Raw genomic sequence first — 23,159 nt, 5'->3', positions numbered from 1 at the left:
CTAAACACCCCATAATGAACGAGGCGCACATTACGCCGGAACCGTCCGGCAACACCCCCACCGGCACTGCCGGTTACGCCAGCCCCGCCGACGCAGAGCCGGGCTCGCTTCACGAACTCGTCCTGCAATCGCTCGACGACGATCAGGCGCAGGAAACCGTGACCATCCCGCTGGAGGGCAAAAGCTCGATCGCGGACCACATGGTCATCGCATCGGGCCGTTCGAGCCGGCAGGTCGCCGCCATGGCGCAAAAACTGTCCGAGCGCGTGAAGCAGGGCGGCTTTGGCCCCGTGCGGATCGAAGGCCTGCCCGCGGCGGACTGGGTGCTGGTCGATGCGGGCGACGTGATCGTCCATCTCTTCCGGCCCGAGGTCCGCACCTTCTACAATCTGGAACGGATGTGGGGCTTCGGCGACGGCGGCAACGCCTGAGCCGACCGGCTGGACCGGCGGGAGACGGGGCGATAGGGTCGCGCGATGCGTTTGCACATCATCGCCCGCGGAAAGATCGCCCGCTCCCCCGAAGCCGAGCTCGTCGACCGCTACATGAAGCGGATCGCCTGGCCGGTCCGTCTGACCGAATTGCCCGATAGCGGCGGTTCCATTCCCGCGGCACAGACCCCGGCGCGCGAAATCCTGCTCGATGAGCGGGGGCAGCAGATGTCGTCCGAAGATTTCGCCGCGCTGCTGTCCAAATGGCGTGATACCGGCGTGCGCGAGGCGCGCTTTCTCATCGGGGCCGCCGATGGCCACGGCGATGCGGCGCGCCGGGATGCAGACCTCCTGCTCGGCTTCGGCCCGATGACCTGGCCGCATCTCATGGTGCGGGCCATGCTCGCCGAACAATTGTGGCGCGCGACCAGCATCGTGGCCGGCCACCCCTACCACCGCTCGGGATGAATGCGTGCGGGGCGTCTTCATCCTGCTCGTGTCGCTCGCCATGCCGCTCGCGCCCGCCGCCGGGCCCGGCGCATCGGCCGGCGAACCGTCCGGACATGGCCCCTCGCCGCGCGACAGGGACACCGCCGCGAACCGTCGGCTTCCGGTGGAGGGTACGATCCTGTCCGCCTATCATGCGCGGGATGCGGCCGGTTTGCGCAATCCCGGCGTCGCCATCGCGGCCCGTGCCTTCGCCCCGGTAATCGCACCGCGGGCCGGCGAAATCGCGTTCGCCGGGCCGTTTCGCGGCCATGGCATGGTCGTCATCATCCGCCACCCGGCCCGGCTTACCAGCGTGATCGCAGGGCTTGGCGAATTGTCGGTGGTGCCGGGACAGCCGGTGGGTCGGGGCGCATTGCTGGGCCGGGCTGGCGGCGACCCGGCGCGCATTTTCTTTCAGATGCGCCGCGATGGGGGGCCGATCGATCCGCTGCGCGTTTCAGAAGGCGCGGGGCTGTGAAAACGGCCATCTGGCGTTCAGTCGCAATCGGCTATAGAACGCGCGATCGAAGACAAAGGATTTCGCCATTTCCACGTTGACCCGCCCCCTTTCGCATCGTTTCAAATCCCGCCTGCGCGCAGGGGCGCTGGTGGCGGGGCTCGCGCTTCTGCCCGTGGCGACGGCGGGGCTTGCCGCCGTCGATGGACGCAGCGCACCGCAATTCGGCGAATTGATGGCGGTGTACCAACGGATCCAGTCCACCTATGTCGACGAGGTCGATAGCGAGACGCTGATCCGCGGCGCGATCGACGGCATGCTGGCCAGCCTCGATCCCCATTCGACCTATCTCGACGCGACCGATTTCGAAAACCTGCGCACGCAGACCGAGGGCAGCTATGGCGGGCTCGGCCTTTCGGTCACGATGGAGGATGGGGTCGTCAAGATCATCGCCCCCACCCGCGGAAGCCCGGCGGACGAGGCGGGACTGAAGGCCGGCGATTACATCACCCATCTCGATGGCAAGCTGGTCTATGGCGGGACGCTGGACGAGGCGGTGGAGCAGATGCGCGGCCTGCCCGGCACGGGTATCGAGCTGACCGTGTTCCGCCCCGGCCGCGACGAGCCGTTCGAGGTGGAGATTACCCGCGACATCATCGAATTGCGCCCGGTCGAACATGCGGTCGAAGGAAAGATCGGCATCATCACCGTCTCCACCTTCAGCGCCAATGTCGGCCGCGAGGTGGAACGCGCGATGGAATCGATCCGCGCGGAGATGGGCGGCGCGCCGGAAGGCATCGTGCTCGACCTGCGCTCCAACCCCGGCGGGCTGCTGGACGAGGCGATCAGCCTGTCCGACCTGTTCCTCGAAAAAGGGCAGATCGTGTCGCAGCGTGGCCGTTTCGCGCGCGACAATGAAAGCTATTCCGCGCGATCGGGCGATATCGCGAAGAATATTCCGGTCGTCGTGCTCATCGATGCAGGTTCGGCCTCGGCCTCCGAAATCGTCGCCGGCGCGTTGCAGGATCACCATCGCGCGCTGATCATGGGCGAGCGCAGCTTCGGCAAGGGCAGCGTGCAGACGCTCGTGCCGCTGTCGAACGACAGCGCGCTCAAGCTGACGACGGCGCGGTATTACACGCCGTCGGGCCGGTCGGTACAGGAGGGCGGGATCGCGCCCGATATTCGCGTGCCGCAGATCTCCGACCCCGATGCCCGCGCCCGCGCGGCGCGGACGGTGCGCGAATCCGACCTGCGCGGCCATCTCATCAACGAGCTGGAACTGGACGACAAGGAGGTGGAGGCCGATCTCATGGAGGATCCCCGCTTTCAATTGACGGCGGAGCAGCTCGAAGAGCGCGGCATCGAGGATTTCCAGCTGCATTACGCGATCCAGACGTTGCGCAATACGCGGCTCGCCAACGTCCCGGTCAAGCGCCGCAGCAATTGAGCATCGCCATGCCGCCCCGCCCCGGTCCCCTGCGAAAGGCGCAGGCCACCGTCGCGATCGTACCTGCGGCGCTGCTGACAGGGGCGTATGTCTCGCAATATGGCTTCGGCCTGTTCCCGTGCGAAATGTGCTGGTGGCAGCGTTATGCGCATTTCGCGGCGCTGGTGCCGGCGGTGCTGTCCTTCGTCGTGGGCGGCGACATGCGGCCATGGCTGGTGCGGATCGCCGCGGTGCTGCTGCTTGTCGCCGGGCTGCTCGGCGGGTTTCACGCGGGCGTCGAATATGGCTGGTGGGAAGGTATGACGAGCTGCGCGATGAATGCCGATACCGGCGGCGGCAACGCGCTCGACGCAATCATGAACGCGCCGATCACCCGGTGCGACGTGGCGCCCTGGGACCTGTTCGGCATATCGCTCGCGGGGTGGAATTTCCTCATTTCGACGGGTGCGGCGATCGCCGCGCTGATCTTTTCGGCACCGCGCGCCGGTTTGCGCGTTGATGGGGCATGACACAGGCGGTGAAAGACAGGCAGAACGACATCGACGCCATGGTGCGCGTCGACCACGCTGGCGAATTCGGCGCCACCCGCATCTATGCCGGTCAGCTTGCCGTGATGGGCGACCGCGTGCCGGGCAGCAATGAAATCGCCGCCATGGCCGCGCAGGAAGCGGAACATCGCGCCCGTTTCGACGCGCTTCTGATCGAGCGGGGCGTGCGGCCCACGATTCTGCAGCCGTTCTGGGACGTGGCGGGGTTTGCGCTCGGCGCGGCGACGGCTCTCATCGGGCCGGAGGCGGCGATGGCCTGCACCGCCGCGGTCGAGACCGAGATCGACAAGCATTATTCGGATCAGCTCGACGCGCTGGGCGACGATGATGCGGAGCTTTCGCAAATCATTCACAAGTTCCGCGACGAAGAGCGCGAGCATCACCAGACCGCGATCGAAAGCGGCGCCGAACGCGCGCCCGCCTATGCGCTTTTATCGGGTGCAATCCGGCTCGGCTGCAAGGCGGCGATCGCGGTGTCGAAACGCATATGACGGCCATGCGGAGAGGCGGGCTTCACCGCCGGTTCACGCCTGTCGCGGCTGTATGAAGACGAATGAAGACGCGCATGGAGGCGCACGCATTATGACCGGACCTGAGTTTCGCACCCGCTGGGCAAAAGGCGCCGCGCTCGTCACCGCGATGACGTTGGGCGCGTTCGCGATGCCCGCCGCGGCGCAGGATGCGGCCGAACCGACGGTCAACCAGGTCATCGTCTATGGCGATCAACCCTGCCCCGAATCGACGGAGCAGGAAATCACCGTCTGCGTCCGGCAGGAGGATCCCTACCGCATCCCCGCCCCGCTGCGACAGTCGGACAGCCGGCAGAACGAAAGCTGGAACGAGCGCGTCATGGCGAATCGCGACGTGGGCGCGACCGGTGCGCAAAGCTGTTCCACCGTCGGGCCGGGCGGCTACACCGGTTGTGAAGCGGAGCGGATCAATGAAGCCTATGCCGAGAAGGAAAACAGCTCCGACGTGCGTTTCGGGCAGCTGATCGCCGAGGAACGGGCCCGCAGGCTCGCCGAAATCGACGAGGATGCGGCGGCGGAACAGGAACGCGTCGAACAGCTCGAGCAGCAATATGAAGCCCGCCTGCGCGCCGAAAGCGAGGCCGAGGGCGAAACGTCCGGCGAAATGGGCGCGGCGCTCCCCAACCCCTGATCCCGCATTTTCGAACGGTATTGTCGCAGGGCTGCGACGAAATTCTCCTTGCGATATGGGCAATTGCATATAGGAGAGCGGCCATTCCATTGCGGCCCGGGGTGGCCGGACCGCGTGGGCCGAACCGTTAGCTTGCGATTCGAAAAAAGGCTCGACCGGCGCGATGCGGTGGTCGCGCACGGGCCGACCGGAGCGTTTCCCGATGGAAACGGGTGCGAACGGTCTGCCTTTCGCGGCCTGGCCCCGATTTCCACCGGCGGCAAGCACAGGTTAACCAAGTTCGGCATATTCGCGCCGCTGTGTTAGGGACCGCTCGCCAGTCGCGATTGACGGCGGGCAGGTCGGGGCTTCTTCGGGAAGGTGTCTCTTTTGGTTTCAAAGGCCGAACCGGGTAATCTTTCATGCTCGGTCAGGAAACATGCGTCGCGTTTTGCCGCCGGTCTGAGCCTCGTGCTCATGGCTGGCGTCGCGCATTCCGCCGCGCAGGATAGCTATGGGCCGCCGGTCCCGGCGGACATACGCGCCGCGAACACGGCGATTCCGGTGCCCCCCGCGGTTCCGGACCGGCTCGGCATGGCCGCGGCGCGCACAGTATCGACCTACCCCGCGATGGACGCGGCGCAGGCGCGGATCCGGGCGAGCGAGGCGGATGTGGACGCGGCGCAATGGATGCGCTTTCCCAGCGTTTCGGTCGGCGGGCGGATCGGCGACAACGCGCGCAGCGATTTCGCCCCGCAGATACAGATCGAGCAGCCGATCTGGACCGGCGGGCGCATCACCGGCAATATCCAGCGGGCCGAGGCGGTGTCTTCCGTCGCCGATGCGCAGCTTGCCGAAACGGCGCAGCAGCTCGCGATGCAGACGATCAACGCCTATTACGAGGCGGTGCGCGCCACCCGGCGTGAAAAGATCCTCAACGTCAGCCTGGCCGAGCATCAGCGCCTCGTCGAATCGATGACGCGCCGAGTCGAGCAGGAAGTCAGCCCGCGCTCCGATCTCGACCTTGCCAAGTCGCGCACGGCGCAGGTCCGTCAGCAGCTCAGCCAGACCATCGCGCAGCGGTATACGAGCCTGCAACGGCTCGCGCAGCTCACCGGAAATGCTGATTTCGAGCTGGGTCCGATTCCCGAATATTCGCGCGCCCTGCACCACCCGCCGACCGATTCGGCCGTGCTGCAGGCGCTGACCTGCGACCCCACCCGCCGGCGCTTTGCCGCCGAGGCGCAGGTGGCCGAGGCCGACCGCAAGCTTGCCAAGGCGCAGATCATGCCGAATGTCGGCGTGCAATTGTCCGATGACGAGATTTACGGAACGCGTTTCGGCGTGGTCGTCACGGCGCAGTCCTCGGGCGGGCTTGCGCCGTTTGCCGCGGCGCGCGGCGCCGCGCTCCGCGAGCAGGCCAGCCTGTTGCAGATCACCGTGGCCGAACGCGAATTGCGCGAATCGATCCTCCTCGACGTGGTGGAAAACGCAACGTCTGCCGAAACGATCGAGAGCAGCGACGCCGCTGCGATCGCCACCGATAATGTCACCGAATCCTTCGTGCGGCAGTTCATCACCGGCCGGCGGACCTGGCTCGACGTGATGAATGCCGTGCGCGAAAGCATGGCGGCGCAGATCACGTTGGTCGATGCGCAGACGACCGCGATGGCATCTGCGGCGCGCCTTCTCTTGCGCACATGCGAATGGCGCCCCGACCTCATGGAAACTGGCGCCCGCATGGACGCTGCCGATCTCATGGAAGCTGAACGTGAAGAGTAAACTCAAGCAACTCGTCGAAGTCTTCGCGCGGCAACGTGGGGTGGAATTGCCGCCCGACTGGGACGCGAACACGCAGAACGATGAGCCCGACGACGCCTCCGCCATCTATGCGCTGGCCGACGCCGCCGGGTGGAAGGAGCCGACCGAGGTCACCGGGCGCCCGCGTCCGAACCAGTTTCCGCTGCTCATCCACTCGCCGTCGCGCGGGTGGGGCATCGCGGATCAGTGGGAAAGCACCGAGACGCTGCGCGTCTATTCGGGCGAGAAGAACGAGCGCTGGGAATATCGCAGCGGGGTTAAATTCTTCGAACTCGCCCTACCCCGCTCGGTCGAGCGGGAGGACGTGCCGAGCGCGCTTTCCGTGTTCTGGCGCTCGCTTTTGCTGCGCAAGAAGGTGTTTCTTTCCGCCGTTGTCGCGACGATCGTCATCAATCTCGTCACGCTGGCGACCTCGCTCTACTCGATGCAGGTCTATGACCGCGTCATCCCGCGCAGTGGTTTTTCCACGCTCTGGGTGCTTACCGCGGGCGTGCTGTTCGCGCTGCTCATCGATTTTGCGCTGCGCACGACGCGCTCGCTCATGATCGAGCGCGAGGCCGCGAAGATCGACGCCGAGGTGTCGGAATTCTTCTTTGCTCGGGCGCAGGCCGTCCGGCTCGATGCGCGGCCGGGCGGGATCGGCACGATGGCGGCTCAGCTGCGCGGGCTGGAGCAGGTGCGCTCGCTGCTCAGCTCGGCCTCGATCTTCCTGATCGCGGATCTGCCCTTTGCGCTGTTCTTCATCTTCGTCATCGCCAGCCTTGCCGGCATCGTCGCCATCGTGCCGATCATCAGCTTTCCGGTTGCGCTCATCATGGCGTTCACCATTGCCCGGCTGATCCGCAAGGACACGGCCAAGGCGCAGGTCAGCGGCAATCGCAAGAACGGCCTGCTGGTCGAATCGCTTGACGCGGTCGAGACGGTGAAGGCCAATCGTGGCGGGTGGCACATGCTGTCGCGCTGGAATACGCTCATGGATGAGCTGCAGCTGCACGAAGACCCGGTGAAACGCTGGCAGGCAATCGCCGGCTCGATCTTCAGCAGCCTGCAGCAGATCGCCTATGTCGCGATCATCGCGCTGGGCGCCATTCAGGTCAGCAACGGGAAGATGACGATGGGCGCGCTGATCGCCTGTGCGATCATTGCCGGGCGGATCAACGGCCCGCTCGTCAGTCAGCTTCCCAATTTCCTCATTCAGTGGGGCTATGCGCGGTCCTCGCTCTCGATGCTGGACGCAATTCTCGCGCTTCCGCTCGACCGGCCGACGGATATGGAGCCGCTGCGCCCGGAAAAGCTGGACGGGCCGATCCGGCTGGAGAACGTGCAATTCGCCTATGCCGGGGCGCGTTCGGGGCTGCATATTCCGCATCTGGAGATAAAGCCCGGCGAACGCGTGGCGATCATCGGCGGCATCGGTTCGGGCAAGTCGACGCTGCTGCGCGTGCTCGCCGGGCTGTATGCGCCGGCGCAGGGTTCGGTGACGATCGGCGGGCTCGACATGCATCACGTGGCGGAGGATATCCTGCGTCAGCATGTCGGATATTTGCCGCAGGATACGCGCATGCTGAACGGGACGCTGCGCGACAATATCCTGCTCGGCATGGCCAATCCGGGCGATGATGAGCTGATGCGCGTGGCGGGCGATCTCGGCCTCGCGCCGATGATCGCGGGGCACCCGATGGGGCTGGATCTGCCGATTTCCGAAGGCGGGCGCGGGCTTTCGGGGGGGCAGCGCACGCTGTCCGGCCTGACCCGCTTGATGCTGGGCAAGCCGCGGGTGATGCTGCTTGACGAGCCGACCTCCAATCTCGACCAGGCGACGGAATCGCGGGTGCTGGGCGCGCTAAAATCCGGGCTCGACAGCGACAGCACGCTCGTGCTGGTGACGCACCGGCTGCAATTGCTCTCGCTTGTCGACCGCGTGATCGTGGTCACAAGCGGGCAGCTCCGGCTCGACGGGCCGCCGAAGGAAGTGCTGGAAAAGCTGCGCGGCAATACGCCCGACAAGAAACAGGTCACGCAGCAAAAGCGTCAGCGCGTCACCGCCACCAAGACCGGCGAGACGACGGTCGTGCGGCGTTCGTCCGGCGCATCGGGCAGTGGCGGCGGCGCTGCCGATACCCCGGCGCCAGATACCCCGGCCCCGGACCGCGCGGCGTCGGGCCACGTCCATGCCGGGCAGAATGCCGGAAACACGGCACAGGACGGCGACGACGCATCCGCATCACCCAAACCGCGCCCATCCGCAAAACCCGGCGCAGGCGACACGCCGCCCTCCGGCGCCTGAGTTTTCCCGAGGATCGACATGGTCAAGCAATCGAATATCATCATCGCCCTGGCGGCCGCGGCCGTCATGGGTTTCCTTGCCTGGTCGCTCTGGGCCGAGCTCGATCAGATTACCCGCGCGCCGGGCACGGTCGTCCCGTCCGCCCGGACGCAGATCGTGCAGAGTTCGGAAGGCGGGGTCATCAGCCAGATGCTCGTGCGCGAAGGCGACCGCGTGAAGAAGGGGCAGCTCCTGGTTGTGCTCGACAAGGTGACGCAGTCCGCCGCGGTCGAGGAATCGGTCGCCACGGTCGAGGATCTGCGCACGCAGATGGCGCGGATCGAGGCCGAGCTGTTTGACCGTCCGCTGCGCTTTCCCTCCGACGTGCGCGATGGCGAGTTCATCGCGAACCAGCGCGCGCTTTACTATCAGCGTCGCCGCGCCCTGCGCGAGGAGCTGAGCAATCTTGAGACCATGTTGAAACTCGTCCGCGAGGAGCTGGCCATGAACATGCCGCTCGTCGATAGCGGCGACGTCAGCCGGTCCGAGGTGCTGCGCATGCAGCGCACCGTCGCCGATCTCGAGGGGCAGATCACCAATCGGCGCAACGCCTATCTTCAGGAATTGCAGACCGAATACGCCCGGATCGAAGGCGAACTTGCCACCGCCGAGCAATCCTTCGCGCAGCGGCAGCAGGCGTTGCAGCAGACCGAGCTCTACGCACCGACCGACGGCGTGGTCGTGAACGTCAAGTACACCACGATCGGCGCCGTGCTGAAACCCGGCGACGAGGTGTTGCAGATCGTGCCGACCGGCGGCGCGCTCATCGTGGAGGCGCGCATTCCGCCCAGCGACATCGCCTTCATCCGCACCGGACAGCAAGCAGCAGTGAAGTTCGATGCCTATGATGCATCGATCTACGGTTCGGCGGAGGGCGAGGTGACCTATGTCAGCGCCGACACGCTGACCGAAGAAACGCCCGACGGTCCGGTCAGCTACTACGCCGCCAATCTGGAGGTCGACACGTCGCGGATGCGGCCGCGCCGTCCCGACGAAGTCATCGCCATTCAACCGGGCATGACCGCGACCGCGGAGATCAAGACGGGCGAGACGACCGTATTCCATTATCTCACCAAGCCGATCCTCAAGACGGCGGACGAGGCACTGGAAGAACGATGATCGACGCCATCCCCGGCCTGGCCCATCGCGACGATGCGCCGGCCGGGGGCATTACCTCCACAACGGATCAGGTTTTTTCCCCACCGGAGAGACGGCGATGACCGCGTGGCGCGGCGACCTTGCCGCATGTTTCGACAATCTCGACCGGTTGTTCGTATCGCACGCGATGGACGAGGATCGCGCCTTCGCATTGCTCGCACGTTTGCGTGCCGAAGGAGTCGGCTGGCGGGAGCTGGATGCCGCGGTCCGCGACCTGCTGACCGAGGATGGCTGCACGGTTCAGCACATAGAGTTGCAAATGCGCCACGTGGAGCCTCGTTTCCGTCCGTGGCTCGCCCCCTGATCACACGCGGGTTGGCCATGGCCCTCCGGAAACGCGGCCGAATGCCCGCGACCAAGGGGAACCCCTTAGGTCATTGAAACGTTGGAATTAACGACCCGATTGTTACCCATGGGTCGTCTTGAACAGACCGAGCGGCGTGTCAGCCCCGGTTAATCCGAAAAAGGACCAGATAACAGGGACTATATAACAGTGTCGCCCTTGTCCCATTTTGGCAAAAAACAGTTTGGCGGGGCGATTGAAACTGTTATGCACAGCGCGTCAGGGGACAGAACAAAGATGGCCCCCGGTGTTACATCAACTTGAACAAAATTTCAGGGAAAGCGGAATTATGACACGAAGCGAAGCACCGACTGCTGTTGAGCAGGGCCAGCAGGCCGGTTCGACCGCAACACCCGCGAACGAAGCAGCCAATCCGGAAACCGCAGCGAACACTGCCGAAACCGCGAAGCCGTTGACCGAAGCCGAACTCGCCGCGCTCGCCGCAGCCGTTTCGGAAGACGCCGTTCCGCAGGTTGAGTCGGAAGAAGCTCCCGTCGAGATGGCTGATGCCGCCCAGGCTCAGGCGAAGGCCCATGCCGTGTTCGACGAGGACGAGAAGGAAGACGAAGACGACGCCGATGCGCAGGACGCACCCGTCGATCTCGCAATGGGCTCGGAAGCAGCTGTTTTCGAAGCTATCGCCGCGGCTGACGACGCACGCGCTGCACCGGGCGATGAAGGCGAAGAGGCTTCCGCCCTCGGCGGCGATTCGAATGGCGCGCCGATCTTGGCCGTTGCTGCGGTCGCTGCTGCCGGTCTCGGCCTCTATGCCGTCCTCGACGACAACGACGATGACATCGACCTTCCCGATCCCGAGCCCGACAACGCCGCTCCTGTCTTCACGTCGGGCACTGATGTCGATTTCGCCGAGAACACCGACGCTGGCGAAGTGGTCTACACCGCGACCGCAACCGATGCCGAAGGCGATGACATCACCTATAGCATCGACGCCGACAGCGCCGATTTCGACGCCTTCACCATTGATCCCGACACCGGCGAAGTTCGCTTCGTGGCCTCGCCCGATTTCGAGATGCAGGACAGCTACACGCTGACCGTCATCGCAACGGATTCGGAAGGCAATTCGGTTTCGCAGGACGTGAACATCGCGATTACCGATGTGGCCGAAAATGCGGCGCCGACGTTCGCCAATGGCGATGATGTGACCGTGGACATCGACGAGAACTCCGACGTCGCGACCGTGGTCTATGATGCCGACGCGACCGACGCTGAAGGCGACGCCATCACCTACAGCATCGAAGACGGCGACGATTCCGACGCCTTCACGATCGATGCCGACGATGGCGAAGTTCGCTTCGTGGCCTCGCCCGATTTCGAGATGCAGGACAGCTACACCATCACCGTGACGGCAACCGACGCCGAAGGCAATGCGACGAGCCAGGACATCACGATCAACGTGAATGACCTCGACGATGCCATCACGACGGTGAATCTGGATACGGCGGACACGGACAACAACCCGAATACGCCGAACATCATCGACTCCGGGGATATGGATTACCTCCTGACCGACGATGCCGATATCGCGAGCTACACCATCATCCGTAATTTCGAAGAAGGCGACATGATCGAATTCTCGAATACGGACATGGTCAGCTTCTCGACCGGACCCGACGACGCGAACGATCTTCAGATTATCTTCAACAACAACGGCACGGTCAGCGAGATCATTCTCGATGACGTTCTGGCCGACGATGCTGGACTGATTTTCGATCAGGCGACTGCCGAAACTGCCGTCGGTTTCGACTTCTTCTCCTATGCCGACGTTGCTGTCGCATCGGACACGATCGCTTAATTTTCATAGACATAAGAGAGATATAAAATGGCACGCGTAATTCTTGAAGGTATGGGTGACAACGTCACCGTGGGCGGCAATGACGTTGACGTCATTGGCACCAGCAACGATGAAACCATCACCATCGTAAGCGGCAACGTGACCCTTGACGCTTCGTTCGCCAATGGCGGCGACACCATTGAACTCGCCGGCGAAGCCGAAGAGTATACCGCGGCCCTGAGCGGTTCGCGCGTAATCATCACCAATGTCGCGACCGGTGCAACGGTCAGCATCCCCGTCGGCACCGCCGGCCTCGATGTCGAATTCGGCAATGATGACACCCGTTCGCTCATGGTTATGAACGGCGCGGTCATGTTCGGTGACCAGACTGTCACTTCGACCGCAGTCACGCTCGAAGCGGGTTCGGAAACCGAAGATTCGCTGACCACGGCGCTCAACAACCTGCAGGAAGCACAGGACGCACTCGACACGTTCCTTGCATCCGACGATGCCGACGTTGACAACGATCCCGACACCCTCACCGACGAAACTGCGTTGGACGTCAACCTTAAGGAAGCACGGACCCAGCTGCAGTATGACATCGAGGGTCGTGATTCCGATGGCAACCTCGACCCCGACAATGCTGCGGGTTCCGATGCGCAGTTGCGTGCGAACCTGACCGACGCTCAGGACGCGGTGACCGCTGCGGAAGCCGCAATCGCAGACGTCGATGGTCTTGCCGCTGCAATCGATGATCTCGAAGCGTCGCAGCAGGCCTATATCGCCGCACGTACCGAAGCGGGTCAGGACTACGCTGCTCTGGTTGGCGAAGTTGCATCTTACAATGCACTCACCACGAATGATGTGGCACTTGCGATGAATAGCGCCGGCGTGCCGATCACGATCGACGACATGGCGAACTTCGAGGGCGGCGAAACGGTTGTAGCGTATTCGGATGGCACCGCAGCCATTCGCGTCAACACCGCTGGGACCGGCCTGGAAGTGGTTGGAACGGCGCCGAATACCGCGGCATTCACCGCGCTTCTTGCCGACGCCCGTGCGGTATTTCAGTCGGTCGTGGACATGGAGAGTGCCGAAAACACCTTCCAGGGCGATATCGTTTCGGTCGAAGCACTCGACGGCCAAGATCTGGCTCAGCCGGTCGAAACATATTACAACGCCGAAACTGGCGCGCTTACGCAAGCTTTCTTCGATAATGCGTCGCTGACCGAAGCACTGTTCGATGCAGAAGATGCCGTCGAAGCTGCCAATCAGGAAATCGAAGATCGTGCGGATTTGAAAGAGGCCGTCACCGAGGCTCAGGCACTGGTGACTCAGTATGACGACCTTGCCGGAGACGTGACGGACGCTCAGGACGCCATCGTCGAATTGGGCTACGAACTCCCCGTCGCGATCGAGGATACCGCGGATCTTACTGCCACCGCGCGGAGCGACGTCTATATCCTTAGCGGCGATAACCTTGATGGTGCGGCAAGCATCAACCTCTTCGACGCTGCGGGTGATGACATCCTCTTCGTTGGTTCGGGCTTCACGTTGTCGAACATCAGCGCGACGACCGACCTTGATGCGAGCAACCAGGGTGACGTGAACGTGCTTGAAGTCTTCGTGCAGCAGAGCGGTGACGACACCATTCTGTATTTCGAGGACGAAGCATTCGCGGGCAATTCGAGCAATGGCTTCCAGGGCTTTACGCTTACGCTTGAAGGTGTTGATGCATCGACGGTCAGCTATGACGCGACCGGTTACATCACTATCGAAGAAATGCCGGTGGCCTAAGCCATGATGTAAGCTGCTTCGGCATCTTGCAAACAGTTGACCCCCGGTCCGTTTGGGCCGGGGGTTTTCTGTTTTATAAGCGGAATGCGATGCAACGGTTCATCGGGCGTATCGAGTTTCTCAGCTACGGCGTTTGACTCGTTCCTCGCGTCCTGAGATGTGTTCCAAGTGCAATCGCGTCTAACTTTCGAGCATCGATGGCTCCGGCGATCAGCGGTCCGATTGCTTCGGCCGCCTTATAGCATTGCTGTGCTGATCCTTGTCTGTTCGATTGCGGGCCTAATCGGCCTGGCGGTTCATGAGTACGTCCGGGAAAATCTGATAAGCGTCTCCGAGCCGCCTGACGACGCACCGGATAAGCGTCCAATCCACCTAAACGATCTGACCTCCGACAAGATACGCCCGCTCTTGGCCGAGGATGCCCGCGCGATTAACGCGCAGCAGCCCTTCGCAAAAGACGCTGTCACGCCCTCCCGTGCGTTCAAGCCGATGTTCGCAGCAGCGTCGCAGCGCGCCCGCGCGGTCGATTGCCTGGCAACGGCGATCTATTACGAGGCCGGAATGGAAGGCGCGGATGGCCGACGCGGCGTGGCGCAGGTCGTTCTCAACCGGGTCCGTCACAAGGCCTATCCCAATAGCGTGTGCGGCGTCGTGTTTCAGGGTGCCGAACGGCGTACAGGGTGTCAGTTCACCTTTACCTGCGACGGCTCGCTCGCACGCGCGCCAGTACCCCGCCGCCTCGCCCAGGCGCGCGAGATCGCGGAGGACGCCCTTGCGGGTTCGGTCTATGCCCCGGTGGGTCTCTCGACGCATTATCACGCGGACTACGTCGTTCCATACTGGAGCCAGAGCCTGTTGAAGACCGCAGTGGTCGGCACGCATATCTTCTACCGCTCGCCCGGCCGGGCGGGCCGCGCTGCCGCATTCGCCGAACGCTACGCCGGGGAGGAAGCCGCCCGCCTGGAACCAGCGCCGGCCCCGGATTCGGTGGCGGACCTGCCGCAGCGCCTCGCGGCCAACCCCGCGCTTGCCGCTGTGCCGACCGCGCCGGAGGATAAGGCCGACGAGATCGACCGCTTCGCGATCCTGGACTATAAAGAAACCGGCGATCCGGAGCCCAACGCGATTGATCGGCGAATTGCGGCATCCGTCCGGTCCGCCGCCGGTGCGTCCGCGACTGCGCCGAAAGGCTCGCCGTCGTCGGGAAAGGGACCGGCCGGACCCTCCTCGACGCGATCACGGCCGCAGATCGTTCTCGATTGATCGGGGGGCCGCAACTCCCACTGGCGTCGCGGCCCACACCCGCATAAGAGCGAGGTTCGTCCCCGCGCATCGAGATGGAAAGCATGATGGCCTTTTGGAAATTCGGGATCGCCCTCGTCGCGATCGGGCTGGGCGGGTGCCAGACCCCGGGCGTCGCTAATTATACTCCCTCACGCGATACCCTGTTCTATCTTCAACAGGTCGGCGCCACACGCGTATCGGTCGGTTCGTTCGGAAACGCGCCGGAGAGTCTCGCCGATGCGACGGATACGGGCCTGTTCTCGGCCTGCTCGCTCAAGGTGGCGGACGATCCCGATTGGACCGGCCCATCGGGCTATATCCGCAATGCCCTGGTCGAGGAATTGACCGTCGGCGGTCTTTACGCGGAGCAGGACGCCCCCGTGATCGACGGCGCGATCGAGACGCTGTCCTTCACCCGCGATCCGGTATTTGGCGGGGCGTGGGATATTGCAGTGGTGCTTACCGCGGCGGACGGGGCGCAGTACCGTCATGAAAACAGGTTCAAGTTCGATGTGGGTGCGCTCGGCGGACCAACGGTATGCCGACGCGCGATCGACGCGTTTCAACCGGCTGTCGTGGAATTCTGGGAGAGCGCGGCCCGCTCGCCGCAGTTCCGTGCGTTTTTGAAGAATCGTTAAAGCCGTCGCTATCTTCCGGCAGGCAATTGCCCGAATTCGGCGCGCATCAGCCGCACGCGCGTGCGCCAGCCTGGATGGTCGCGTCCGGCAAACAGGCTGCGTCGGCGCGGCCCGAAATTTTCCCAGAAACGCACTGCGCTCGCCGGATCATAGCCTGCATTTTTGAGCAGGTGGATACTCTCACGATCGGCGGCGATTTCGGTCGCGCGGACATTCGCGGATTTGCGCCCTACCCGGTCGAGATACGCCCGGTGACGCAACGTGTTGTGCGCCAGTTCGTGGGCGAGCACGGCGGCAAGCTCCCCCTCGTCCCTGACCACGCCGGAAATGGCGGTGGTCACGACGACATAGGTCCCGTCTGCGCGCGCGTTCAACTTCGCAGACGGTTCGAGGTGGAAACGCGTGGCACAGCCCGGCTCGCCGACTATGTCGACCGTCATGGCGCGGCCGTCACGCATGATCTCGAGCGACGCCTGGCCATCGACGAACGCGGCGATCACGGTTTCCTCGAGCGCTTCGATCCCGGCCTTGCTGGCACCATCGTCATCAATGGTCGATGCCTTCACGCGAACACCGTCCAGCGCGCGCAGCAGGTCGCCCTCGCGCAATCCCGCCCGATCCGCAGCCCCGCCCGGCACCACGGCGAGGATGCGCGGCCCATGCCCAAGCGCAAACTCAGCGACCGCTGCATCGCGAAACGCGGCCGAATATTGCGACAGATCGTGCACGCTGAAGCCCGGAAGAAACGCGCGGTCGGCACAGCGCCCGACATTGCCACGCGCGAGCCGGTGCCCCACCGCGGCGATCGTCCGGTCGAGCCGCGCGATCTGCCGCAGGGCGTTCTGCTTGTCATCGGCGTGCGCCTGCGCCCCGCAGAGCAGCCCCAGCGCCGCCAGGACCGCCGCGCCCCGGCGCATCGCGCGGGGGAAGGGCAGGGGCATGCCCGCCATCAGCTCAGCGCGATATCCGGCGCATCTTCCTGCTTCATGCCGATGAGGTGATAGCCGGCATCGACATGATGCACCTCGCCCGTGACCCCGCTCGACAAATCGGAGAGCAGGTACAGACCCGCGCCACCGACATCCTCGATCGTGACGTTGCGGCGCATCGGCGAATTGAGTTCGTTCCATTTGAGGATATAGCGGAAATCGCCGATCCCGCTCGCTGCCAGCGTTTTGATCGGACCGGCGGAAATCGCGTTCACGCGAATGTTCTTCGGCCCCAGATCGTTGGCAAGATATTGCACGCTCGTTTCCAGCGCGGCCTTGGCGACGCCCATCACGTTATAATGCGGAATCACCTTTTCCGCGCCGTAATAGGTCAGCGTGACGATCGAGCCGCCCTCGCGCATGAGCGGCATCGCTCGCTTCGTCACGGCGACGAGGCTGTAGGCCGAAATGTTCATCGTTTTCAGGAAATTGTCGAGGCTGGTATCGACATATTGCCCGCGCAATTCGGTCTTGTCCGAAAAACCGATGGCATGGACGATGAAATCGAGGCTGTCCCACCGCTGCTCCAGCTTTGCGAAAGCGGTATCGAGCTGCTCCATGTCGGACACGTCGCATTCGATGAGGAAATCGCTGCCCAGGCTTTCGGCGAGTGGTTTCACTCGCTTGGCCAGCGCCTCGCCTTGGTACGAAAAGGCGAGCTCCGCCCCCTGCGCGCGCAGGGCGCGGGCTATGCCCCAGGCCAGCGACTTATCGTTCGCCAGCCCCATGATGAGACCGCGCTTGCCCTGCATCAGATTGCCGGTTGCCGGGTTGTTCTGTCCGGTTTCAGTTGTCATTTATGTGTGTCCGCGTCTGTCTTGGCTCGTGATTTCGGAATCTCGGTTTCGCGCCTGACCTCACGCTCTTCGGGCGTTTCGGCAAGCGCGGCATTCAATTCCGCACCCACCACCAGCCCTAGACCCACCAGCCAGAAAAAGAAAAGGGCGATCATCACCCCGGCAAGGCTGCCATAGGTGAGATTATACGCGAACATCAGCCGCAGCGCCGGGGGCAGGGTGGTGCTGACCGTGATCCACCATGCGGTCACCAGCACCGCGCCCGGCCATTTGGGATAGTCGCGCCCCCGGTATTTCTTCGGCGTGAGCGACAGGAACAGCAGCCACAGTGACAGCAACAGCCCGAAACCGGGAATGAAGCGCGACAGCGCCAGCGTGCCGATCATGCCGCTCGCCTCCGGAAACCAGGCGCCGATCACCTCCTGCGCGGCGGAAATGAAGAATTGCGCGGCAAGGCTCATCATCAACAGCATGACTGCGCCGACCACGACCCCTGCGAAAAAGAGCCGCTGGCGAAGGAAACCGATCGTCGGCTGCGTGCCATAGGCGCGGTGCAGAATATCGCGAATGGTCCCGATCAGGCTGCCCACGGTCCAGAAGCCGAACAATGCGCCTGCCCATAACAGCCACCCATTGCGCGCGCTGACCACGTCGCGGGCGACGGGTTCGATCACGTCGGCGACCACCGCAGGCACGGCGAGGAGAAAGGCATTGATCGCCGCGGTCCGGTCGCTGGCATCGCCGAACAGCGAGAAGATCGCCGCTCCCGTTATGAAGAACGGAAACAGCGACAGGATCGCCATATAGGCGAGATTGCCCGCGTGGATGAACCCGTCATTATAGGCGCCGGTCCACACGCGCTTCGCAATGGCGAAGAAGCGCGAGCCGGGTCCGACTTCCTGTTTTGCAAGGCGGATGCCCTTGCGCAATTCGGCGCGCAGATGGGCCGCATGGCGGCGGCGCCCCTCGGGCGTGAATTCGGCCGGGTGGACGGAGGCGGATTCGCCCTCTTCGCGGGGCGGGGGCGGCCTCACACGCCGAGCTTTGCCCTGACCGAACGGGAATCCTGCCACCCGTCGAGCCGGGCTTTCAGATCGGGATCGTTTTCGGGAAGATCGATGACGAGCGTCACCAGCTGATCACCGCGCCCGCCGGCCTTGCGGGTAAAGCCGCGGCCCTTGAGGCGCAGCACCCGGCCCGACGAACTGCCCGGCGCAATGGTCAGCATCACCGGCCCCTCGACCGTGGGCACCTTGACCTTGGCACCGTTCACTGCCTCGTCCAGTGTGACGGGAAGGTCGATCCGCACCGCATCGTCGTCGCGGCGAAAAATCGGGTGCGGCTTTTCCACGATGGTCACGATCGCATCGCCATGGCCGCCGGGGCCAGCCTCGCCCTTGCCGGACAGGCGCATCTGCGTGCCGTCCTCGGCGCCGGCGGGCAGTTTCAGGTCGATGGTCTTCCCATCGGCCAGGGTGATCCGCTGCGTTTCGAGATTGGCGAGATCGGGAAGCGTCACGGCGAGGCGATATTGCACGTTCGCCCCCTTCGTTGCGGGGCCGCGTCGGCGTCCGCCGCCCATTCCGGCCCCGCCCATGCCGCCACCCATCCCGGACGAGCGACCGCCGCCGAAAATCCCCTCGAACAGGTCGGACAGGTCGACGTCTTCGGTGTGCATGCCGCCGCCGCCCATGCCGCCGCGCGGATCGCCCCCGCGAAAGCCGCCGCCGCCCGATCCGCCCCGGCCATAGCCGAAGGGCGATGTGGGATCGCCGTTCATGTCGATCTCGCCGCGGTCGAAACGGGCGCGCTTGTCCTTGTCGGACAGGAGGTCATACGCCTTCGTCACGTCCGAAAACCGTTCCGCCGCCTTCGGGTTGTCGGAGTTGCGATCGGGGTGCAATTCCTTCGCCAGCTTGCGATAGGCGGACTTGATATCTTTTTCGGTGGCGCCGCGCGCAACGCCGAGGGTGGAATAGGGATCAGCCATGCCCGATAGCTAGGGTGCGGGAGGGCGATAGGCAATGTTTCAATGCGCGATACGCGGCAATACCCAGTGCCCCGTGCGCGTGTCGGGAAGGCGCATTCGGGCACGGGAACGCTTTGCGCATCCGGCGCACTTGATTTACGAGGCGCCACGCATCGCGGCAAAGGACGTGCAGATGACCGAGATTTCGAACGAGACCACCATCCAGGCCCACGATCCGCACGGATTGTTCGCGCGATGGATGGCCGAGGCGCGCGCATCCGAACCCAATGACGGCAATGCGGTGGCGCTGGCCACGGCGACGCCCGATGGCGCGCCGTCCGTGCGCATGGTCCTGCTCAAGGGGCACGAGGACGGCACGGCGGATGGCGGGCCGGGCGGTTTCGTGTTCTACACCAACCTGACCAGCCGCAAGGCGGGCGAACTGCTCGCCAATCCGCAGGCCGCGATGCTGTTCCACTGGAAAAGCCTGCGCCGGCAGATCCGCATTACCGGCCGCGTCGCGCAGGTATCCGATGACGAGGCCGATGCCTATTTCGCGAGCCGTTCGCGCGATTCGCAGCTCGGCGCGCATGCCTCGGACCAATCCTCGCCGCTGCCGGACCGGCAGGATTTCGTCGACCGTTTCGAACAGGCGCGCGACCGCTACGAAGGGAAGGACGTGCCGCGTCCCGAATTCTGGTCCGGGTTCCGGCTCACCCCGGATGCCATCGAATTCTGGAGCGACCGGCCCCATCGCCTGCACGAACGCCGCGTGTTTCGCGCCGCCGATGGCGGCTGGACGAGCGCGATGTTCTACCCCTAGACGACGTATCATGGACACCGCCCCCTCCGCCACACCCGCCCGCGCCGCGCCCGACCCGGCGACGCGCGCCTCGCTCACTCGGAGCGCCGCCTTCGGCAGCATGGCGGTGGCCGGGCTACTGCTCGTGCTCAAGCTATGGGCGGTGTGGCAGACCGGGTCGGCGGCGATGCTGGGCAGCCTTGCCGATACCGCGCTCGACCTCGTGGCCAGCCTTGCCACCCTTGTCGGGGTGTGGGTCGCGGCGCAGCCCGCCGATCACGACCACCGCTTCGGCCATGGCAAGGCGGAGGCGCTCGCCGCGCTGGTGCAGGTCGTGCTGATCTCTATTTCCGCGGTCGGCATCGCGGCCCGCGCGGTGGAACAATGGCTGGGCGGCGCGTGGCCGGAGGCGGCGGAGAGCGGCATTGCCGTGTCCGCCATTGCGATGGTCGCGACGCTGGGCCTGCTGTTGTGGCAACGCCATGTCATCCGCCGCACGGGCAGCCTCGCGATACAGACCGACCATGTGCATTACCGTTCGGACCTGTTGCTCAACCTCGCGGTGATCGCGGCGCTGATGCTCGATCAGTATGCCGGCATTACCGGGGCCGACCCGATCTTCGCGCTCGGCATCGCGGTCTGGCTGGGGTGGAATGCATGGGGCGCGAGCCGGGACGCGGTCGATAATTTGATGGACCGGGAATGGCCGGTGGAACGGCGCGAAAGGCTGCTCGACTTGATGCGGGATCACCCGGCGCTGCGCGGTGTCCACGATCTGCGCACCCGGACGAGCGGCACCCATGATTTCGCGCAATTCCACATGAACGTCGACGGGCAGATGACCGTCGCCGCCGCGCATCAGGTGATGGACGAGATCGAGGCCGCGCTGGCCCGCGAATTTCCGGGGACAGAATTCCTGATCCATCCCGACCCCGACGGCCATGCCGAACCCGGCTCGCCGCGCCCGGTCGACCTCCTCACCGCCGGGGTCGACGCCGACTTCCCCGAAACCCAGACACAGGGATAAGCCGCCATGCCCCGCATAGCCTACTGGCACGTCGATGCCTTCGCCGCCCGCGCGTTCGAGGGGAACCAGGCCGCCGTCATGCAGTTCGACGCCTTTCCCGACGATGCCACGATGCAGCGTATTGGCGAGGAGAACAATTTCGCCGAAACCGCCTTCGTCGTGCCGTATGACGGGGAGGAGGCGGATTATCACCTGCGCTGGTTTACGCCGGAGACGGAGATTCGCCTGTGCGGCCATGCGACGCTGGCGGCGGGGCATGCGCTGCTGACCCGCGATGGCGGCGCGGAACTGCGCTTTGCCACGCGGCGGGCGGGCATACTCCGCGTGCGGCGACAGGGTGAGGGGGGCGAGGGTTACACACTCGCGCTGCCCGCGATCCCGACGCAGCCGGGCGAATGGCCTGCCGCCGTCGCCGGGTTGGGCGCGATGCCGGAGGCGATCCACCGCCATCCCGATGGCTACGACATCTTTCTCTACGACAGCGAGGAGGCCGTGCGCGCCCTGCGTCCCGACATGGCCGCGCTCGCCGCGCTGGGCGATACGCAGTTCATCTGCACCGCGCCCGGCGCCGCGACCGACGTGGTCAGCCGCGTCTTCGTGCCCGGCGCCGGCGTCGCGGAGGACAGCGTCACCGGAAGCGCGCATGCCGCGCTCACCCCGTTCTGGGCAAAACGGCTGGGGCAGGCGGAGTTCACCGCGTTTCAAGCCTCGCGCCGGGGCGGGCGGCTGACCTGCCGGCTCAATGGTGACACGGCGTGGCTGGGCGGGCCGTGCGTGACGGTGGTGACAGGCGAATTCGCCTACTGATCCGGGAACAGCGTCACGATTTCGCGCAATGCGGCATGGAGCGCGTCCATCTGGGCCCGGTCCGAATTGCCGAGCCGCACGATGATCAGCCCCTGTTCCGGCGACACGATCGTGAACTGCCCCCGATGGCCGAGCGCGGCGAACAGCGTGTCCGGCGCATCGGCGGGAAACAGCACCGCATTGCGCCCCTCCGGCCGGGGATGGTTGAGCCAGACATGCCCGCCATAGGCCGGATCGCCGGGCGATGACGTCGTCATGAAGCGCACCCAGCCGCGCGGCACGATCTGCGCCCCGTTCGCCATGCCGCCATGGCGCAGCATCTCCCCGAACTTCGCCCAGTCGCGCGCCGGGGCGTGGATCATGCTGCCCCCGATCATCGTGCCGGCGCGGTCATATTCCGCGATCGTCGCATCCATGCCGACGGGATCGAAAAGCCGCATCTGAAGATAGCGGTGCATCGCATCGCGCCGCCGGTCGGGGTCGGTGGAGCGGGTGAGCGCCCGCGCCGCAATATCGGCAAGGATGACGCTGGTCGGCGTGGCATAGTTGAACTGCTCGCCCGGCGTCTGGTCGAGCGGCTGCGTCTCGGCATAGGCGGCCATGTCGTCGCGCCCATCCACGGCGAGCATGCGGACCGTGTCGGCATCCTGTGCCGGGTTCGCGGTTTCGGCATGGCGCAGGCCCGAGCGCATCTGCAACAGATGGCGGATCGTGATGTCGCCGCGCGGATCGCCGGGCCGCTGCCACGCGGGGATCGGCGCCGGTTGATCCAGCGAAAGCGCCCCGTCCGCGATCAGCATGCCGATGAGAACGCCGGTGACGGTCTTGCTCATCGACCAGCCGATCATGGCGGTGTCGGCATCATATCCTTCGCCGTAACGTTCGGCGACGACCTTGCCATCGTGCAGGATCAGCAGCGCGCGCGTTTCGCCCGCGGCCTCGGCAAACACATCGTCGATGGCATAGGCGAGCTTTTCGCGCGGCACATCGGCACCACGCGGAATCGCGGCGCGCGATTCGGCACTTGGCGGCTGCGGGCCGGTTTCCTGTGGCGAACAGGCGGCGAGCGCTGGCACGCAGAGCAGAGCGAGCAT

At 64.8% G+C, this 23,159-nt stretch carries 23 protein-coding genes; 18 read left to right on the top strand and 5 right to left on the bottom strand.

The features are described from left to right. Nucleotides 1-14 precede the first annotated feature (14 nt). The 15 genes from rsfS (at nucleotide 15) to Q0897_RS08490 (ending at nucleotide 15,674) form a co-directional block, all read left to right on the top strand. On the top strand, nucleotides 15-431 hold the full coding sequence (gene rsfS / locus Q0897_RS08560) for a ribosome silencing factor (protein WP_299308878.1): 417 nt from the start codon (nucleotides 15-17) through the stop codon (nucleotides 429-431). Between the two features lie 45 nt (nucleotides 432-476). Further along, entirely contained in the window at nucleotides 477-899 is a 423-nt protein-coding gene (locus Q0897_RS08555) for a 23S rRNA (pseudouridine(1915)-N(3))-methyltransferase RlmH (protein WP_299308877.1), read from the top strand. A 4-nt stretch (nucleotides 900-903) separates the two neighbouring features. Then, nucleotides 904-1,398 carry a peptidoglycan DD-metalloendopeptidase family protein gene (locus Q0897_RS08550; RefSeq protein WP_299308875.1) on the top strand — a complete coding sequence of 165 codons (495 nt, stop codon included), beginning with the start codon at nucleotides 904-906 and terminating at the stop codon, nucleotides 1,396-1,398. 76 nt (nucleotides 1,399-1,474) lie between these two features. Next, nucleotides 1,475-2,827: a S41 family peptidase gene (locus Q0897_RS08545; RefSeq protein WP_299308874.1), complete on the top strand. Its 1,353-nt coding sequence runs from the start codon at nucleotides 1,475-1,477 to the stop codon at nucleotides 2,825-2,827. 8 nt (nucleotides 2,828-2,835) lie between these two features. Further along, entirely contained in the window at nucleotides 2,836-3,336 is a 501-nt protein-coding gene (locus Q0897_RS08540; RefSeq protein WP_299308872.1) for a disulfide bond formation protein B, read from the top strand. Then, on the top strand, nucleotides 3,333-3,866 hold the full coding sequence (locus tag Q0897_RS08535; protein WP_299308870.1) for a demethoxyubiquinone hydroxylase family protein: 534 nt from the start codon (nucleotides 3,333-3,335) through the stop codon (nucleotides 3,864-3,866). Before Q0897_RS08540 ends, Q0897_RS08535 begins: the two co-directional genes overlap by 4 nt. Before the next feature lie 91 nt (nucleotides 3,867-3,957). Beyond that, on the top strand, nucleotides 3,958-4,536 hold the full coding sequence (locus Q0897_RS08530; RefSeq protein ID WP_299308869.1) for a hypothetical protein: 579 nt from the start codon (nucleotides 3,958-3,960) through the stop codon (nucleotides 4,534-4,536). A 456-nt stretch (nucleotides 4,537-4,992) separates the two neighbouring features. Continuing rightward, entirely contained in the window at nucleotides 4,993-6,297 is a 1,305-nt protein-coding gene (locus Q0897_RS08525; RefSeq protein ID WP_299309100.1) for a TolC family protein, read from the top strand. Next, complete coding sequence (locus tag Q0897_RS08520; RefSeq protein ID WP_299308867.1) at nucleotides 6,287-8,623, top strand: ATP-binding cassette domain-containing protein; 2,337 nt, start codon at nucleotides 6,287-6,289, stop codon at nucleotides 8,621-8,623. Before Q0897_RS08525 ends, Q0897_RS08520 begins: the two co-directional genes overlap by 11 nt. A gap of 18 nt (nucleotides 8,624-8,641) precedes the next feature. Further along, nucleotides 8,642-9,781 carry an HlyD family efflux transporter periplasmic adaptor subunit gene (locus Q0897_RS08515; protein ID WP_299308865.1) on the top strand — a complete coding sequence of 380 codons (1,140 nt, stop codon included), beginning with the start codon at nucleotides 8,642-8,644 and terminating at the stop codon, nucleotides 9,779-9,781. Between the two features lie 97 nt (nucleotides 9,782-9,878). Next, nucleotides 9,879-10,124: a hypothetical protein gene (locus tag Q0897_RS08510; RefSeq protein WP_299308864.1), complete on the top strand. Its 246-nt coding sequence runs from the start codon at nucleotides 9,879-9,881 to the stop codon at nucleotides 10,122-10,124. A 208-nt stretch (nucleotides 10,125-10,332) separates the two neighbouring features. Further along, nucleotides 10,333-11,976 carry a cadherin repeat domain-containing protein gene (locus tag Q0897_RS08505; RefSeq protein ID WP_299308863.1) on the top strand — a complete coding sequence of 548 codons (1,644 nt, stop codon included), beginning with the start codon at nucleotides 10,333-10,335 and terminating at the stop codon, nucleotides 11,974-11,976. A 51-nt stretch (nucleotides 11,977-12,027) separates the two neighbouring features. Further along, a complete protein-coding gene (locus Q0897_RS08500; RefSeq protein WP_299308862.1) occupies nucleotides 12,028-13,752 on the top strand; it encodes a hypothetical protein in 1,725 nt (574 codons plus the stop codon). A 489-nt stretch (nucleotides 13,753-14,241) separates the two neighbouring features. Continuing rightward, nucleotides 14,242-15,015 (top strand): cell wall hydrolase, encoded by a 774-nt coding sequence (locus tag Q0897_RS16095; protein ID WP_366519915.1) that lies wholly within the window; start codon nucleotides 14,242-14,244, stop codon nucleotides 15,013-15,015. Between the two features lie 83 nt (nucleotides 15,016-15,098). Next, entirely contained in the window at nucleotides 15,099-15,674 is a 576-nt protein-coding gene (locus tag Q0897_RS08490; RefSeq protein WP_299308861.1) for a hypothetical protein, read from the top strand. Between the two features lie 8 nt (nucleotides 15,675-15,682). Here Q0897_RS08490 and Q0897_RS08485 read toward each other — a convergent pair whose 3' ends face one another. Genes Q0897_RS08485 through Q0897_RS08470 form a run of 4 tightly spaced genes read right to left on the bottom strand, consistent with a single transcriptional unit; the run spans nucleotide 15,683 to nucleotide 19,450 of the window. Continuing rightward, nucleotides 15,683-16,624 (bottom strand): M48 family metallopeptidase, encoded by a 942-nt coding sequence (locus Q0897_RS08485; protein WP_299308860.1) that lies wholly within the window; start codon nucleotides 16,622-16,624, stop codon nucleotides 15,683-15,685. Then, complete coding sequence (gene fabI, locus Q0897_RS08480; RefSeq protein WP_299309099.1) at nucleotides 16,624-17,415, bottom strand: enoyl-ACP reductase FabI; 792 nt, start codon at nucleotides 17,413-17,415, stop codon at nucleotides 16,624-16,626. Before fabI ends, Q0897_RS08485 begins: the two co-directional genes overlap by 1 nt. Before the next feature lie 41 nt (nucleotides 17,416-17,456). Then, complete coding sequence (locus Q0897_RS08475; protein ID WP_299308859.1) at nucleotides 17,457-18,494, bottom strand: YihY/virulence factor BrkB family protein; 1,038 nt, start codon at nucleotides 18,492-18,494, stop codon at nucleotides 17,457-17,459. After that, entirely contained in the window at nucleotides 18,491-19,450 is a 960-nt protein-coding gene (locus Q0897_RS08470) for a DnaJ C-terminal domain-containing protein (RefSeq protein ID WP_299308858.1), read from the bottom strand. The genes Q0897_RS08475 and Q0897_RS08470 overlap by 4 nt, the downstream gene beginning before the upstream one ends. Nucleotides 19,451-19,622: 172 nt before the next feature. Here Q0897_RS08470 and pdxH point away from each other — a divergent pair, with 172 nt between their 5' ends. From pdxH to Q0897_RS08455, 3 genes are read left to right on the top strand one after another with little or no spacing between them, the layout of a single operon-like run. Next, nucleotides 19,623-20,252, top strand: coding sequence for a pyridoxamine 5'-phosphate oxidase (gene pdxH / locus Q0897_RS08465; RefSeq protein ID WP_299308857.1), 630 nt, complete (start codon nucleotides 19,623-19,625; stop codon nucleotides 20,250-20,252). Nucleotides 20,253-20,262: 10 nt separating this feature from the next. Further along, on the top strand, nucleotides 20,263-21,258 hold the full coding sequence (locus tag Q0897_RS08460; protein ID WP_299308856.1) for a cation diffusion facilitator family transporter: 996 nt from the start codon (nucleotides 20,263-20,265) through the stop codon (nucleotides 21,256-21,258). A 6-nt stretch (nucleotides 21,259-21,264) separates the two neighbouring features. Beyond that, nucleotides 21,265-22,065, top strand: a complete 801-nt coding sequence (locus tag Q0897_RS08455) for a PhzF family phenazine biosynthesis protein (RefSeq protein ID WP_299308854.1) — start codon at nucleotides 21,265-21,267, stop codon at nucleotides 22,063-22,065. Here the strand turns inward: Q0897_RS08455 and Q0897_RS08450 are convergent. Beyond that, the gene (locus tag Q0897_RS08450) at nucleotides 22,059-23,159 is read right to left on the bottom strand and encodes a serine hydrolase (protein ID WP_299308852.1); all 1,101 of its coding nucleotides are present in this window, start codon (nucleotides 23,157-23,159) and stop codon (nucleotides 22,059-22,061) included. The genes Q0897_RS08455 and Q0897_RS08450 overlap by 7 nt on opposite strands.

This window comes from uncultured Croceicoccus sp., from assembly GCF_947496385.1.
Lineage (GTDB): Bacteria > Pseudomonadota > Alphaproteobacteria > Sphingomonadales > Sphingomonadaceae > Croceicoccus.
Note: the sequence above shows the minus strand (reverse complement) of the source record. Positions and strands in the feature narration are given on the sequence as shown.

Bases quoted from the DNA above. Each gene is read 5' to 3' on its own strand.
- rsfS (WP_299308878.1), top strand. From the start codon at position 15: ATGAACGAGGCGCACATTACGCCGGAACCGTCCGGCAACACCCCCACC.
- Q0897_RS08555 (WP_299308877.1), top strand. From the start codon at position 477: ATGCGTTTGCACATCATCGCCCGCGGAAAGATCGCCCGCTCCCCCGAA.
- Q0897_RS08540 (WP_299308872.1), top strand. From the start codon at position 2,836: ATGCCGCCCCGCCCCGGTCCCCTGCGAAAGGCGCAGGCCACCGTCGCG.
- Q0897_RS08535 (WP_299308870.1), top strand. From the start codon at position 3,333: ATGACACAGGCGGTGAAAGACAGGCAGAACGACATCGACGCCATGGTG.
- Q0897_RS08530 (WP_299308869.1), top strand. From the start codon at position 3,958: ATGACCGGACCTGAGTTTCGCACCCGCTGGGCAAAAGGCGCCGCGCTC.
- Q0897_RS08525 (WP_299309100.1), top strand. From the start codon at position 4,993: ATGGCTGGCGTCGCGCATTCCGCCGCGCAGGATAGCTATGGGCCGCCG.
- Q0897_RS08515 (WP_299308865.1), top strand. From the start codon at position 8,642: ATGGTCAAGCAATCGAATATCATCATCGCCCTGGCGGCCGCGGCCGTC.
- Q0897_RS08510 (WP_299308864.1), top strand. From the start codon at position 9,879: ATGACCGCGTGGCGCGGCGACCTTGCCGCATGTTTCGACAATCTCGAC.
- Q0897_RS08500 (WP_299308862.1), top strand. From the start codon at position 12,028: ATGGGTGACAACGTCACCGTGGGCGGCAATGACGTTGACGTCATTGGC.
- Q0897_RS16095 (WP_366519915.1), top strand. From the start codon at position 14,242: ATGTTCGCAGCAGCGTCGCAGCGCGCCCGCGCGGTCGATTGCCTGGCA.
- Q0897_RS08490 (WP_299308861.1), top strand. From the start codon at position 15,099: ATGATGGCCTTTTGGAAATTCGGGATCGCCCTCGTCGCGATCGGGCTG.
- Q0897_RS08485 (WP_299308860.1), bottom strand. From the start codon at position 16,624: ATGGCGGGCATGCCCCTGCCCTTCCCCCGCGCGATGCGCCGGGGCGCG.
- fabI (WP_299309099.1), bottom strand. From the start codon at position 17,415: ATGCAGGGCAAGCGCGGTCTCATCATGGGGCTGGCGAACGATAAGTCG.
- Q0897_RS08470 (WP_299308858.1), bottom strand. From the start codon at position 19,450: ATGGCTGATCCCTATTCCACCCTCGGCGTTGCGCGCGGCGCCACCGAA.
- pdxH (WP_299308857.1), top strand. From the start codon at position 19,623: ATGACCGAGATTTCGAACGAGACCACCATCCAGGCCCACGATCCGCAC.
- Q0897_RS08460 (WP_299308856.1), top strand. From the start codon at position 20,263: ATGGACACCGCCCCCTCCGCCACACCCGCCCGCGCCGCGCCCGACCCG.
- Q0897_RS08455 (WP_299308854.1), top strand. From the start codon at position 21,265: ATGCCCCGCATAGCCTACTGGCACGTCGATGCCTTCGCCGCCCGCGCG.
- Q0897_RS08450 (WP_299308852.1), bottom strand. From the start codon at position 23,159: ATGCTCGCTCTGCTCTGCGTGCCAGCGCTCGCCGCCTGTTCGCCACAG.